This is a genomic window from Ruegeria sp. CJ2 (genome assembly GCF_056536745.1).
The window spans coordinates 26,286-39,831 of record NZ_JBQFQF010000010.1 but is presented as its reverse complement, the minus strand read 5'-3'; the positions used below and the strand labels follow the sequence as shown (position 1 = coordinate 39,831).

General features: G+C 52.7%; 13 protein-coding genes. 8 read left to right on the top strand and 5 right to left on the bottom strand.

All coding sequences use genetic code 11. The features are described 5' to 3' along the window. Positions 1–205: 205 nt before the first annotated feature. The 3 genes from ACR0MS_RS14955 to ACR0MS_RS14945 all read left to right on the top strand — a co-directional run bounded on the left by ACR0MS_RS14955 (position 206) and on the right by ACR0MS_RS14945 (position 1,601). Positions 206–724, top strand: coding sequence for a peptidoglycan recognition protein family protein (locus ACR0MS_RS14955; protein ID WP_480575074.1), 519 nt, complete (start codon positions 206–208; stop codon positions 722–724). Between the two features lie 152 nt (positions 725–876). Beyond that, entirely contained in the window at positions 877–1,290 is a 414-nt protein-coding gene (locus tag ACR0MS_RS14950) for a hypothetical protein (protein WP_353391546.1), read from the top strand. A 29-nt stretch (positions 1,291–1,319) separates the two neighbouring features. Then, positions 1,320–1,601, top strand: coding sequence for a hypothetical protein (locus tag ACR0MS_RS14945; protein ID WP_353391544.1), 282 nt, complete (start codon positions 1,320–1,322; stop codon positions 1,599–1,601). A gap of 105 nt (positions 1,602–1,706) precedes the next feature. Here the strand turns inward: ACR0MS_RS14945 and ACR0MS_RS14940 are convergent, their stop codons facing one another. After that, positions 1,707–2,204, bottom strand: a complete 498-nt coding sequence (locus tag ACR0MS_RS14940; RefSeq protein WP_480575077.1) for a thermonuclease family protein — start codon at positions 2,202–2,204, stop codon at positions 1,707–1,709. A gap of 515 nt (positions 2,205–2,719) precedes the next feature. Between ACR0MS_RS14940 and ACR0MS_RS14935 the strand changes: the two genes are divergently transcribed. From ACR0MS_RS14935 to ACR0MS_RS14925, 3 genes are read left to right on the top strand one after another with little or no spacing between them, the layout of a single operon-like run. Further along, positions 2,720–4,000 (top strand): hypothetical protein, encoded by a 1,281-nt coding sequence (locus tag ACR0MS_RS14935; RefSeq protein ID WP_152457318.1) that lies wholly within the window; start codon positions 2,720–2,722, stop codon positions 3,998–4,000. After that, positions 4,000–4,779 carry a COG3904 family protein gene (locus ACR0MS_RS14930; protein ID WP_480575080.1) on the top strand — a complete coding sequence of 260 codons (780 nt, stop codon included), beginning with the start codon at positions 4,000–4,002 and terminating at the stop codon, positions 4,777–4,779. The genes ACR0MS_RS14935 and ACR0MS_RS14930 overlap by 1 nt, the downstream gene beginning before the upstream one ends. Positions 4,780–4,802: 23 nt before the next feature. Next, positions 4,803–5,198 carry a thermonuclease family protein gene (locus ACR0MS_RS14925; protein ID WP_170647186.1) on the top strand — a complete coding sequence of 132 codons (396 nt, stop codon included), beginning with the start codon at positions 4,803–4,805 and terminating at the stop codon, positions 5,196–5,198. A 192-nt stretch (positions 5,199–5,390) separates the two neighbouring features. Here ACR0MS_RS14925 and ACR0MS_RS14920 read toward each other — a convergent pair whose 3' ends face one another. Both ACR0MS_RS14920 and ACR0MS_RS14915 read right to left on the bottom strand, forming a co-directional pair. Continuing rightward, positions 5,391–5,840 carry a hypothetical protein gene (locus ACR0MS_RS14920; protein ID WP_480575083.1) on the bottom strand — a complete coding sequence of 150 codons (450 nt, stop codon included), beginning with the start codon at positions 5,838–5,840 and terminating at the stop codon, positions 5,391–5,393. 8 nt (positions 5,841–5,848) lie between these two features. Beyond that, a complete protein-coding gene (locus tag ACR0MS_RS14915) occupies positions 5,849–6,895 on the bottom strand; it encodes a tetratricopeptide repeat protein (protein WP_480575086.1) in 1,047 nt (348 codons plus the stop codon). Between the two features lie 420 nt (positions 6,896–7,315). Between ACR0MS_RS14915 and ACR0MS_RS14910 the strand changes: the two genes are divergently transcribed. Together ACR0MS_RS14910 and ACR0MS_RS14905 are read left to right on the top strand one after the other, a co-directional pair. Then, the gene (locus tag ACR0MS_RS14910) at positions 7,316–7,618 is read left to right on the top strand and encodes a hypothetical protein (RefSeq protein ID WP_480575089.1); all 303 of its coding nucleotides are present in this window, start codon (positions 7,316–7,318) and stop codon (positions 7,616–7,618) included. Positions 7,619–8,401: 783 nt separating this feature from the next. Further along, entirely contained in the window at positions 8,402–9,940 is a 1,539-nt protein-coding gene (locus ACR0MS_RS14905; RefSeq protein ID WP_480575092.1) for a site-specific integrase, read from the top strand. 128 nt (positions 9,941–10,068) lie between these two features. Here ACR0MS_RS14905 and ACR0MS_RS14900 read toward each other — a convergent pair whose 3' ends face one another. After that, positions 10,069–11,013, bottom strand: a complete 945-nt coding sequence (locus tag ACR0MS_RS14900; protein ID WP_170649983.1) for an alpha/beta hydrolase — start codon at positions 11,011–11,013, stop codon at positions 10,069–10,071. 323 nt (positions 11,014–11,336) lie between these two features. After that, positions 11,337–13,379: an amidohydrolase gene (locus tag ACR0MS_RS14895; RefSeq protein WP_480575095.1), complete on the bottom strand. Its 2,043-nt coding sequence runs from the start codon at positions 13,377–13,379 to the stop codon at positions 11,337–11,339. Between the last annotated feature and the right edge of the window lie 167 nt (positions 13,380–13,546).

The following is a 13,546-nucleotide window of genomic DNA, read 5'->3' as shown; positions in this document are numbered from 1 at the left end:
ATGACCAATCTATCAGACATGGTTTGGGACGTAGATATCACTCTGGTCCTGAACCGTATCCAGCCCCGCACCTGTGCCGACCCGGATTACTTCTATGCAACCGTCGACCTGATTGAAGACGGTCGTTCACCAACAGGGGCGGGGCGGTTGACGCTCAGTGAACTCGAAGCATGGGCAGAACGTGTGAATAAAGGAACCAAGGCCGATGCTCAGGATCAAGAGAGCCGACACCTACCTGAGGACAGCGATGTTCGCTACGTTGCCCCGCGAGAAGACCGCCGGCTTAGTTGTAAGGTACACCCATCATCCACCTGATCCACGCATCGACGCGGCAATCATTGATATCGAACACGCCAAGACCGGTCGCCTCGGGATTGGCTGGCACTACTTGGTACAGTTCGATGGCACGCTCGAACTCTGTAGACACCCCCTGACGCGTGGCGCAGTCGGTCGCGACAATTTCACCCGAAGCCATATCCAGATCGGCGTAGTGGGGGGCCGAGACCGGGAGACCGGCAAGTTCTCTGAGACTCTCACGACTGCCCAGCGTGGCGCCCTTGAGGCTCTCTATCAGAAACTCGCGGATACACTCGGTGTCCCCCTCGAGATCGACGAGAGCCTCGAGAAATACACCCACAAACAACACGAACAAGATGAAGCTGCAGAGGCTGAACTCGAAGATCGCCTCGACCGAACCGAGGCACTGACAGTCGGCACACTCTGACACCCACCAATAACGACCCTCGACCCCCGAAAACACCTCCCGTGATCCATTGATTTTATTGGCTTTTCCAATGCCAAAATCGACCCTCCGCAGGGGTCGGTAGGTAAGTGTTGTTTTAGGGGTTTTGAGGCTTCCACAAAGGACTCCTCCAAATGGCCAACGCCATCACAATAGGTGACGCTAAACGTCACTACCAAAAACACACTCCGCTGCACGGCAGAACCCGCCAGCACAAGGCAGACCTCGACGCAATCGCGAAGGCATCCACCCCGATGCCCAAGGCCGAAAACCTGATCGTTAAACGCCGCGACGAGGTAATCGACCGGAAGATCGACGATATGCTCACGCGTCTTCAAGGCCGTCTTACCCGGCATCGCTACGATCAATCCGCAGTGATCGCCCTCGAGCATCTGACAGATGATCCACTCGATCCCCATACGCAACTACCGATCTGGCGGGACATGCTGCGCCGCTCGAAGGGAACGACCTTGCCAAAGATGGATTTCTATCGAGATGCCCGGTCGATCTTCCAGCAGCACTCATTGTTCAACCCAGCGGCTCAATGAGGCCGTTCAGATCAAAGGACCATGAAACCATGACATCCAAAACCAAGCCCACCCCGGGACCGCTTACCGATGACGCTGAGGTCTGGCAGCGCACTCTGTCTATTCTCGCAGGTATCAAGCAGGTTGCCAGTGAGGTACGCGCAGAAGCTCGCCAGATCGAAGCAGCTTATCCTGATCAGTGGATTAAACCCGGACATTGGGAACGGGCCGATTTAGTAAGCGCCCTTAACAACGCCCACATGGTCATGAGCGCCGAAGTTCGCGCGATTGCGCGTAGCCGTAACTTAGCCATGCCTGAGAGTTTGAGGTGACGATGGACAAATTCAAAACCTCAAATCAAAGGTTTCAAGCGGCTCAGGGTTAACTCCTTGGCCGCTCCTACTTGCGCCACATCAGCTACGGCTTTGGATGTACTGTCAGTTGTTCATTTTCCGAGCGGCCTGCTTCGCGTCGTATTGCTTCCACAGCCCCATGTGTCCGTTTTGCCGCGCGTTTGCCAGCCATAGCTTCCTTCGAGCGTCGGGCATTTCCATAGACCGGTACTGTCCACCGGAGAATTTTGGCCAGTCTATCGCTAAACCAAGTTTGACCATTTCAGCGGATAGATCACGACCATCCTCAAGGTAGCACTTTGCAACAGTCCTTCCGTGGGTGTCTTGCTCGGTCACTTCGGCCCTAATTTTTTGACCCTTGCAAAGCGAAACGAGCGCCCATTTCGCCTTCTTTCCATAGGGATGGTTCATCTCGGGAGCATCGACACCAAACAGACGAACCTGTGTTTTCTTAATGACCAGTGTATCGCCATCTACAACGTAGGCTGAACCCGATAGTATCGTGACGTCGGGTTTCGGGACTGTATGGTCTGGATCAAAACGCTCTGGCTGCGATGTGCGCTGCCGTTGGTTCGTGGTCAATCTAGGTTTCTCATGCCTACCTGACTGACTCGGCGGAGTAGTTGTATCGACTGGCCTGTTACTGCGAATTGCCAAATACGCAACAACAGCCAAAACCAAACCCAAAACTATCAAGATTTCCATGAGCTAGGTCTCCAAGAGTTAGGTCAATCAAGTTTTTCGCACTGGATCAGGATCGAACCAAGCACACGTTCGGGTTGATACGCTAGGGACACCTCATATTCACTCAGGGAGATGTGACTGATTTGCCCCGCTGAGCGAATTCACGCGTGTGACAACGAGGCATGTGATCCATGTTCATGGCCACTCCCAGAATAGCTATCGGAATTTCAACTGGTTGATGTTTTTCCCGTCTTCTAGAGCTGGCGGCGCAATTTGGCAGAAAATCGCAGAAGAATGGCAATTTCGCAAAAGCAATAAATTCGTATCGTCCAGATGTGCAACCCAGGGTGAAAAGTCTTAATAAATGATTAAGTGACGAACTATCGCGTGATGAGTGTGGAGCATGTTGTAGAATGACGGAGAACAAGGATCGCTTGACGGCTGAGGAAGCTAAGGGACTTCGGACCGCAAAAGAACTAGAAGGTCATCTTGCTTGGTTGGATACTTTTACTCCCGCAGCCTTGGGTGTCCTAGCCATCGCATCTGGTATTTACACATATCTCGGCGTGTCCTCACTGCTTGAAGATAACGGCGCGGTCTCGTTCTTCGCCGCGGTCGCATACTCAATCGCTGTCTCTGTCGGCATCTTCGTCTTTTGGAGCTACATGCTCCGTCTGTTGCCTTCAATGCGTACGGCTAGTGGATTCATTGGTCTGACGATCTCAACAATTGTTGGCTCTGTCGCCATCATCGCTATGTCTAGCTGGCTGAACGCAGCTGCACTCGCAGGCTCGGCAGCGGTCGAACAACACTTGGAAAACACTGTCCGTGACTACCAAGCTGCCCTCGAGCAAGCCCACGACATAGCCCTCAGTGGCCAAGCGTTGGGTCGCGAGGTGGAACGCGCCCGCCAGAGTTTTGAAGAACTGGCTGAACTCGAGCAGTCCGGAGACCTCTCAGGAACCGCCGGTCGGGGTGCCGTGTTTCGTGTGCTGACACAAAAAGCTGAGGAGTTGCGAAACCTTGAAGAGCAGATCGCGGCGCAGCAAGAACCTATCGAGGAAGCCTTCCAACAAGGCAACGAAATCCTCGCAAAGATGCGCGAGCTTACCGTTGCTCCTGGTCCCGTGGATCGCCGTTCGGTTCAGTTCTCCGAGGAAAGCGTGAAGCTGGCGGGTGTTATCTCGCGCCTCAACCAGTACAGCGTGGCACCACTTGTTGCTCGCGCTGCTGAGGACCTGCCATCCTCGGTCGTACTACCAGAGCTTGATGGGCGCAGTTCCGACGTACGAGACGCGCAATCGTCCACAATCAACTCCGTTTTGAACGCGCTGGACCAACGCAGCAAGACACTCAAGAACGCTGCTGACGAGGTGTTGGACATGGAGCCGCCCATCGAGACGGCATATAACCCGATTTCCAGCGCCGATGCGGTGATCAAGTACGCCCACAACTTCGTACCTTCTTGGGCTGGAGCTATAGCCATCGACTTGTTACCCGCCGTGTTGGTGTTTGTGCTGGCTATCACACAAGCCGCAATCCGCAGTGGTAAGGACGGCATGAGCATTGAGGATACTCTGACTCTTTCTGACCTTAGAGCCGCAATGAATGCCATGAAGGACGTTGAGGCGACTATGGGCGTGGCAGACGCAGCTATCCTCAACCGCGCCACTCCACAAAAAGATGAAACGTGATGAGCCTGTTAAGCCGTCTCGATCCTCGTTCAGGGCTACGCTACGTTCTCATCCTACAGCTCGCTATTGCAGGCGTTCTGATAGCGTCGGACGTTCTTGGTGTAATACCAAGCCCGTTCAAGGAGCGTGTTCAACTCCCGACTGGTCCGATAACCCCCGGCGATCAACGTCGAGAGTATCGCACTGATCGTAGCGATCCGTCGCTTTTGCCGCAGGATGGACCTCTGGACGTACCCGTGCCAGAGGCTTTTCCAAACCGATTGGACTTCTCAGTTCAGGAAGTCGAAGGGCTGGGGAGAATTCTTCTTCTTAGCGGCCAGATAGAGGTGGACGACTCGGCCCGCTTCGCTTCGTACCTGTCTGACATGCAGGAAAAGCCCGACCTTGTGGCTCTCCACAGCCCGGGAGGAGTGGTTTCTGAGGCACTGTCCATTGGTAAGCAGGTGAGAGGTGCTGAGCTTGCTACAGCAGTTCTAGCTGGCTCGATGTGTGTATCGTCATGTCCTTACGTTCTTGCAGGCGGTGAGGAACGCATCGTCTCTCTTCGCGGCATTGTAGGTATGCATCAGCACTACTACGACCAGCCTCGATTAATACCTGTCGTTTTCGCAGTAGAAGGCATCCAGAAGGGACAAGGAGAGACGATGCAGCATCTGATTGACCTGGGTGTGGACCCGTCACTGATGCTGTTCTCACTGAACACCCCACCCGAGGAAATCTATGCGCTTATCGAGGAAGAACTAATAGATACCCGCATAGCGACCCAAATAGTCGATTAACACGAGACACTGAGGACTTCGCCTTGTTCAAGAAGCTAACCATTGCCTTCGCATTTTTCGCCACTACCGCAGCCGCCGGTGGCCTCCAAGTGCGCGACGCGGACACGATCGTTGTCGATGGCACTCCTGTCCGTTTGAACGGCGTGGATGCGCCGGAGCTTGGCACTCGTTCTGGTCAGGATGCTAAACGCTGGATGGTGAACTATCTTCGCGGCAAGAACATCGAGTGCAGTCTTAATGGCGAACGCACCCATGATCGGTGGGTCGGTGTTTGCTACGCGGACGGACAAGACATTGGTGCTGCTGTGATTGCTGCGGGGCATGCTCTGGATTGCGCGAGGTACTCGGGGGGACGCTATAGGCATTTGGAGACATCCGCGGCCAAATCTCGGTTGAGACGCGCCGGGTACTGCCGGTAGGTACAATCGCTGGCTGGAAAGCGGCCATTCAGGCGAAAACGCTGAAAGTCCGCTTAGAGCCCGAAGCGGAAGAAAAAAGCGAGTTTCCTGTTTCATTGAGCAACGGTTCATTCGCGTCATTGCCAAAAGGAAAAGGGCCATGCTTGAAAAAATCCGACAAACAGAGGCCCTTTAAAGATCGTTGCAAGTCCTTTAAGGGCAGAAAAGACGACCCCAGAAATCGTTTCTGTCTTTGTCCTCAAAGGACAAATGTCTTACTTCGCTGAGCTCAAGGAGCCTATCCCCAGTATCTGACACATGTCCGAAAAGCGTAAGCTCTACTTCTACGCCATCTTCGATGTATACAAAATGCTGCGTTGGCCCGAACACCTGAACCGGGTCGGAACTGATGAACACATACTCACCCGACAGGGGTATGACGACACTCTCGATATAGAAGTCGGCCTCGGGCGCAATATCCAGAATTTCTCCATTCTCTCTATGACCATCCCACTGGACCTCACAGAGCACAGTATCAGCGTCGATCCTCAGAACATGAGGCTCTCGGTCTCGAATGAAGGGCTCTGGAGGCCAAGCCGCTTCAGCCTGAGCAGAAGCGCCAATTGAACAGATCAGGGCGCACAACCTCACAATACTTTTCATCTTTTTCCTCAGCAGTGCTCAAAGAAATTTATGATGCAGTCTTTAGCCATTTGCTCGGCTTCTTTAACCTCTTGATATGACAAGGCAGATGACATCTCATCAATTAGTCTCACTCGGTCAGGTGTGTCTTCACCAAACCGAAGAGAGATGATCATCCACATCAAACCTTTTTGAATATCTCTCTCAACTCCCTTCCCGTTGGCATACATCAAACCAAGAAGTGACTGAGAGTTCGTATCCCCATGTCGCGCACCAAGAGAGAGCCACTCATGCGCCATAGCATCGTTTTGCTCAATTGTGTCCGTTCCGCTATATGCACTGGACCCAACGTGGAAAATTGAATTAACCTCGCCGACGCTGGCAGCCTCTTCATACCAATAAAGGGCCTGTTCAATATCAGGAGTAAAGCCTTCAACTCTGGGTTTCTCGAGTACAGAGGCATAAGCATACATTGCCGGAATGTAGCCCTCTTCCGCCAAGACTTCGAAATAGCGTACTGAAGTAGGGTCCCCACCCAGATGCATTCCAAAGGCGTCTTTCCATCTCTCTTCAAGCTCCGCCCAGCCGCGGATCATGTCAGCAACCTCATCATTCACATAGGGCAGCTCGTACACCTCGTATAATTCAGCAGTCGCCACACCATTAACAATATCGAGCACAGAATATCCGAAATTATCCTTGCTGATCACACTGGCGCCTTCACCAAGATACATGGCGACCACTTCCTTCATTGGACCACCAACTCGAAAAAGGTGCCAATGCAATGGAGTCATTCCACGCTTACTATCCTGCGCGAAAACGTCGCCGCCGGCAAAAAGGAGTGTGGATGTGAAGACGATTGCATCCTCATCGTCGGGATCCAGCGCGGCCCAAATCAATGGCGTTCTTCCGTCTTCCATATGCCCGTTGGCATGCTCGCCATCTGCGACAAGAGGCATGACATCAAGCCCGGAGTCGAGACTGAACATAAAGTCTCGGGAGCAGAGTCTGTCGCACTCGGGTGTTTGTGCATGCGCAAAACCGGCAAGCATAACAAGGATAGAGGAAAGGATCATTCTTCGCATTCTTGGGCCTTTTGAAAGCTAATCTGAGTTGCGATCATCTTTAGTGACCATAACAGCTCACCCAACAACAAATTCTATTTCTTGAGTGAGACTGCTTCTAAAGTTATTGAAAAGACACACTTGTTCATATTTTTTGCTCCATGCAGGCTCGCGAAATAAGCTTCTACTGCCGTTCACGAGAACTGTTGGCGGGCGCAGTTTCAGGACCGAGAAAGTAATACACCGTGCTGGTGAAAATGCTGGTATTTTGCGAGACCTCAATGTCGCACCGCTTGTGCCTCAATAACATGAAGGAAGGAAGTTCCGATCGTCCTTGATCGATTGAAAGCGTTCCTGGCAAAGCCACGGAAGTCTGATGCCAAAGAACCGTTGTCGTTGAACGTTATTCTGACAGAAACACACGGAAGACTTTTGGAACTGTCGTTCGCTGAAAGTTCACCCGAGCGGCAGAACGAAGTCGCTTTCTTGCTGGAATTTATGCTCAGCGAGTTGAGTCTGACGCGCGCAGAAGCCTATATCGAACCAAAGAACTTGGCCCATGAATTTATATCAGCGATGATCGACAAACGCGAAGACGATGCGGCTAATCTTGAATATGCAATTCTTAACTTGGTACGCGATGCTGGTCGCAGTGAGGAACAAGTATCGAGGGTCATGATGTTCATGGTAGCTCCAAACAGAGCTAACGATCTCAGCTGGTCACCTGTCGGATAAACATCCACCTTCTGAGTTTTGATTACTACTTTTGCCTGAAATGCGCAGAAGATCAGAAACCTCATCAGTCTTCATTTCGACTTTGCTAGTGTTGCCAGGCTAAACGCCAAAGGCAGCCCAGAGGCGTTCAATGTGCGACCTCGGGAATTGCGCAGTTCGCCTAACGACCATTGGTGAATGCAACTGTGTGCCCCGATAAGCAGGATGCTTCGTTACTACGGCAGCTATTGAAGTGTTGTTCTTGGTTTCGAACCGATGTCAGCTTCGTCCGCAAAGCGGTCGTAGAATGCATTACATCTAGCGTCCGCTCTGCGGCCATCTACCTGCGTGGTAGAGTAACCAACTGCGGATTTCCTTAGGATGCAAATCGCGCCTTGCGTCTCTGCCAACAACTGAAAAAGTGTTACAGTGGGTTGTTACAGCGCAGGAACTCTCTTACATTTAAGCCACTGATTTTATTGAAACCTATCACCTCAGGATCGCATCCCCTAGGCTCCACCAAAACCTAACAATACAACTAGATAGCAAGCATTAGAGCGGTGTGACACACAGGTGTGACACAAAATGAAGCTGCATGCGTATCTCTCACTGTCCAGACATGGCATCTACTACTTCCGTTGGCCACTGCCCGACACAAGACCAAAACCCCACACTAGACAAAGCAGCACACGCAGGACCCTTCGGGTTTCTTTGCGTACAAGATGCCCTAAAGAGGCCGGTACTCTGGCACGGCGTCTTGCAGTGTGCGGCGACACAATAACAAAGCACATAGAACAATCGGGCATGAACTACGGCGAACTGCGCACACAGGTGCATAAGTACTTTGCGGAAGTACTAGATAAGGCAAAGACGCGTAGGGATGAACTTGGCCCCTACACCGAACTGGAAAGAGAACGTATCGTCGACACCATCCGACTACATGAGACGAACAACGAAGACTTCTGGGGCATGATGCAAAAGGGCTACGCAACCCAGCAATACCAATCCTTTTGCGATGCATCTGGTGTTCCCCAGAAGCAACCTGCCAAAACCCAGTGGGCCATTCTTGATGAAATTCGGAAGGCTTGGATTGGCTTCCATGAAGCGATGCTGGAGCACGACAGAACCTTCGAGACATACAATTTCAGCAAGCCGCCCAGCGCGCCTGTAAGCGGCCCAGAGAGGCAGAAACCTTCTTCCGTTAGTGGTGCCACCAAAGTTGAAAAGAAGTCTCCAGACGCACCTTCTAGTCCGCTTCTATCCGTTCTATTCGCTGAGAGAAAAGCTGAGGCGGAACAGACTGGCCAATGGTCTTCCAAGCTGGTGAGCGATTATCAGACTTGGATAGACCTGTTCATTGAACTACAAGGTGATCGTCCGGTACTAGACTATCGTAAATCCGACGCACGTGACTTTAAGACAGCCTTACTGGGGCTTCCCACCAACAGAAACAAACTACCCCAGACGATTGGCTTACCTGCCAGTGAAGCCATTCAAGCCGCCAAGGATCATAGTCTACCGACCTTATCTGTAGGCACGATCAACAAAGGATTGGGAAGGTTACAAACAACTTGGAATTGGGCAAACAAGCAGTTGGACGAAGAAGTTACGGACCTCTTTGCCCCGATGAAAATTCCTGACAACAACAATGCCAGAAACCAGCATGACCCATTCAGCAAGGAGCAACTGCAAATCATCTTCAACAGCCCGCTGTTTGCTGGATGCAAATCTAGGCGCTTCCGTACTATCCCCGGAGATACCGATCTAAGCGACACGCGCTGGTATTGGCTTCCGCTACTGGGACTATGGACAGGCGCGCGGTTGAACGAATTGTGCCAGCTGAGCGTTGACGATATCGACCAGCAAGACGGCATACCTTTTATCCGGGTTCACGAGGGAGACGAGGACCAACGCGTGAAATTCGGCAAGAGCAGGATGGTTCCTATACATCCTGAGCTGGTGCGCCTTGGCTTTTTGCGCTTCGTTCAGGCACAGCGGGATGCAGACCAAAGAAGAGTATTCCCAGACCTAAAAGTTGGGGCTATGGGTTATCACTCAGAACAGGCCAGTAAAGACTTTAGCCGCTACATGGATGCGATAGGAGCGAAGACGAAAAAGACTTCTTTCCATTCTTTCCGTCACAACTTCAAAGACGCCTGCCGCCATGCCGGTGTGCAACCAGACATCAACGACATCCTATTGGGCCATGCTTTATCCGGCATGGCAGGGCGCTATGGCGACGGAAATGTTCCATTGTCACTGCTAAGCGAAGCGATCTGCAAGATCAGATACAAAGAATTGCGTTTAGAGCACGTCAAAGGGTTCCGAGACGCCGGAGGCTAAAGTTGGGCACAAGGCGGCCGTTAGCTGCAAATAGCTTTAACGCCTACTTTGCGGACTAAACGGGCATTGCGCAAGGCGACTAGTGCCACGCATCAGTCAATTGTCGCTTGCAGCTAGTGATCTGAGCGTTATGACCCTTTTCCGATAACGCGTTCGAGGAACTCGGCAATCCGACCTTCTACAGACATACTCACTGCATCGCTACCCAAACTGGCTGCGCCAGCGGGATAGAAATGGCCGAAGCCCGGCACCCATGCGAACTCGTGATCCACGCCAACTTTTTGGTAGTGATCGATGAGCATTGGAACGGAAGACAACGCGCCTGCCAAATCATACTGCCCCATAAACATTAGTATCGGTGGTCTGTTTGAAGAGGCCGTGACAGCCTTGTTCACGTCAAACCCGGCATCGGTTCCAGACAGGAGAAAAACGCCGGAGACGGGAACTCCCATACCATGCGCGACGTTCCAAGATGTTACTGCACCCGCGGAAAAGCCACCAAGCGCGATACGGTTCGGATCGATCTCGTATGTGTCCGCGAACTCGCGGATATGAAGCACCGCTTTGCGCAAGTCTTCGGCAGCCGAGATCACGCCATCAACCATTGTCTTCTCTTGTTCGGGGATGCTGAAATCAAGCGGCGGCAGGTCCATAGTCCCCCGAATATGGTTGGCTTGGGGCAACAGAGGCAACAGACTGTCGGGCGCGATCCAATCTGCTTGATACCCTTCCCCTGACGGCACAGGCCCTTCGGGTGTCAGCCGATAGTCGATTGCAAAGCACGTATAGCCCCTCGCAGCAAACCGACGGCAATAATTGCCCATCGAGGTATCCTGAGCGCCACCCGATTGAAACGTAAGCCGCGGACTGCCGCGATGGAATGCTCCGCCAAAGGTGAGGACTACAGCGGGTCGCGGCGTGGTTGTGGCTTCGGTCGGATGATAGATGTCCATCCACAAGTCGCGCGAAACCTCCTTACCCTCTTTCGTCACGACCCCCTGTCCATAAACCACGCCTGCTTCAAGCGAATAGGTCACCGGAACGGCCTGCTGAGCTTCAAGAGGGGCAGCCATTAGTGTATTTGAAAGGACTAACGCTGTTACAGCACCAAAGTTTGTTTTTCTAGGCTTGTGCAATTTGGTACCTCGCGGAAGTGTTGACGTGCTTATCGAATACGATCGTGCGATTGATTTGTAACCGATTTAGAGCGTAACCCTTTGGCTGTAGAAAGCTCAACACTCACGCGATGTGTGAAGTAATCGTCTGCCGCAAGCTGTGAAGAGTAAGATTAGCAACTCTACTTTGAACTTGAAGCAGTTGTGCTGAGCATTCCGTTCGACCGACCGCATTTCAGACAATGCCGACGACCGAAACCTATCCTTGGCTTGGCTCCAATCTAAACTTTGGAGGCCCATTCGGACACGACGGCCCACCCCAAAGCATTGGTCCCGCAACAGCTAACAGCAGAGATTTTTCCCGCTGCAGATGTCGTGCACGACTGAGATACGGGTGAAGCGCAACACGAGCATCCGGCAAGCATGCCTTTCTGGGCGATGCCCGATACATCGGCAAGCGCATACAGCGGCTTTGTCGGTGGATTTATTGTATCCCGGTTTGGCGATAATGACGCGCGGTCGAGATCGAAGTCGTCTGAAACTGGAAAAATGTCACCCTCAAGTACGGTCCCCCAGATACCGATGTCTTTAATCTTGTCGGCTTCCACGTCGAATGGGTCCTCTTCAAGGATGGTGAAGTTCGCCAACTTGCCGGGAGCGATAGAGCCAACCTCATCCTCCAATCGCAAGGATTGGGCTGCATCGATAGTCACAGCCCGCAAAGCGTCTTCGACCGACAGGCGGTGTTCTGGGCCTGCGACACGGCCGGAGAAGGTCGTTCGGTTTACGCCAGCCCATACTAGGAACAGCGGTTCACCGGGAGCCATTGGTACGTCGGAATGGAACGAGATCGGAATGCCGTTGGCCTTAATTGGCCCAAGGGGAACGATGTCATCAGCACGTTCCGGGCCCAGTCCAAACTCGCTATATCGATCTGACAGCGCAGTTACGTAGTATGGATTGCCGCTGACGATGCAGCCCAACTCAGCGATCCGCTTTGCTTGATCTTCTCTCGCATAACCGAAGTGAACCAACGTCGTACGGTGACCTGCCCGCGGCATCCGGCGCATGTTTCGCTCAACAGCGTCCAAGATCAAGTCCACGGCAAGGTCGCCGGTCTGATGAACATGTATTTGGTAACCTGCATCCCAATATGCATCGAATACGGGATTGAACTCGTCCGGCTGCATGATCCACTCGCCGTGGAAATCGCCGCCCACATAAGGCTCCGATACCTGCATGGCCAAACTGTAAACAGCGCCATCGGCGAAGAGTTTCACCTGCTTCGGCATGAACGCCGTCTTACCTTCGCCCCAGTCCAGCAGTTTTTCGGTCTCCTCAATCATCGAACCATTTTGAAAGTGCAAGGCAGCCAGGGATTTCCCGTCAGGTATGAAATAGGTCCTAAGTTGGGTATCGGGTCCTGAAAAGACCGCGTTGGTTGCTTCTTGAAGAGGCCGGGACAGCACGCCACCAGGTTCCGCAGCAACTGTGACGCCTGCACGGTGCATATACTCGCGCGCCAGCCTCAAACCCGCCCCCAGGCGCTCTGGTGTAGCAAGCACCGGAGCGACTGCGGGAAGAACGGCGAACATGCCTGCCTCGAAGAAATACCCGTCCTCGAAACTTGATTGCTCAAGAGCGAGCCCCTCAAAGCCATTAACAAAATCCTCGGTGATGCCCAGAAATTCCAATGCTGGAGTGTTAAGGACAAACTCGTGCGCAGATCGGTGAATTATGATGATTGGACGCGTGCTACTGATCTCGTCGAGTTGCGCACGCCTGATCTCGCCATGAAAGAAGTGATGGTACCCCCATGTCAGCAGCAAGGCATCGGGATCATCCATAGCCGCTTCGGCGGCTTGCAAACGAGACTTATAATCTGCTTCATCGACGGCGGCCTTCGAAAGGCCAGTCGGAATGTTCCAATCCTCGATCGATATTATCTCGGAGGTCAGGGTCAATCCCGCGAGGAAAGGATGCACATGCTGGTCGATCAAACCCGTGATAATAACTTTTTCGGAGAACTGATCGTCCAGCCGAAACGGCTGCGAACCGATCCGGTCAACGAGTTTGTCGCGCGGGCCAGCGGCCAGAATACGGTCTCCGACCACGGCAACCGCGTTAATAGCCGGGTCGTTGTCCTCCATGGTGATGACGCGCTGCGCTGTGTAGACAGTGATCTCGGGCAGTGTTTGGAGCTGGCCTCCAAGATCCTGCAATGTCGAGGCCGCATAAGAGGATGTGGCATTGGCAATCGCGATCATCGATGCGCAACCAAGACCAGTTATTGCTGTACGACGGGTGACATTCAGTTTGGTCATAGTTTTTCCATACTCAGCAAGGCGAACTATCCCGAGCCTAGCATCGAGATGATCTAAGGCAGAAAGGAAAATTTCTGCCGACTTTAGATTGCGCGCCAAGTTTCCCAATCAAAATGATGCTCTGAATTGGCAGCCACACTAGACCGCTTTGGGCTCAGGGTGGTCAT

What these genes read in the sequence shown, in the direction of transcription:
- ACR0MS_RS14915 (WP_480575086.1), bottom strand. Translation starts at nt 6,895, where the DNA reads ATGATCCTTTCCTCTATCCTTGTTATGCTTGCCGGTTTTGCGCATGCA.
- ACR0MS_RS14955 (WP_480575074.1), top strand. Translation starts at nt 206, where the DNA reads ATGCTCAGGATCAAGAGAGCCGACACCTACCTGAGGACAGCGATGTTC.
- ACR0MS_RS14905 (WP_480575092.1), top strand. Translation starts at nt 8,402, where the DNA reads ATGAACTACGGCGAACTGCGCACACAGGTGCATAAGTACTTTGCGGAA.
- ACR0MS_RS14920 (WP_480575083.1), bottom strand. Translation starts at nt 5,840, where the DNA reads ATGAAAAGTATTGTGAGGTTGTGCGCCCTGATCTGTTCAATTGGCGCT.
- ACR0MS_RS14895 (WP_480575095.1), bottom strand. Translation starts at nt 13,379, where the DNA reads ATGACCAAACTGAATGTCACCCGTCGTACAGCAATAACTGGTCTTGGT.
- ACR0MS_RS14950 (WP_353391546.1), top strand. Translation starts at nt 877, where the DNA reads ATGGCCAACGCCATCACAATAGGTGACGCTAAACGTCACTACCAAAAA.
- ACR0MS_RS14935 (WP_152457318.1), top strand. Translation starts at nt 2,720, where the DNA reads ATGACGGAGAACAAGGATCGCTTGACGGCTGAGGAAGCTAAGGGACTT.
- ACR0MS_RS14930 (WP_480575080.1), top strand. Translation starts at nt 4,000, where the DNA reads ATGAGCCTGTTAAGCCGTCTCGATCCTCGTTCAGGGCTACGCTACGTT.
- ACR0MS_RS14900 (WP_170649983.1), bottom strand. Translation starts at nt 11,013, where the DNA reads ATGGCTGCCCCTCTTGAAGCTCAGCAGGCCGTTCCGGTGACCTATTCG.
- ACR0MS_RS14945 (WP_353391544.1), top strand. Translation starts at nt 1,320, where the DNA reads ATGACATCCAAAACCAAGCCCACCCCGGGACCGCTTACCGATGACGCT.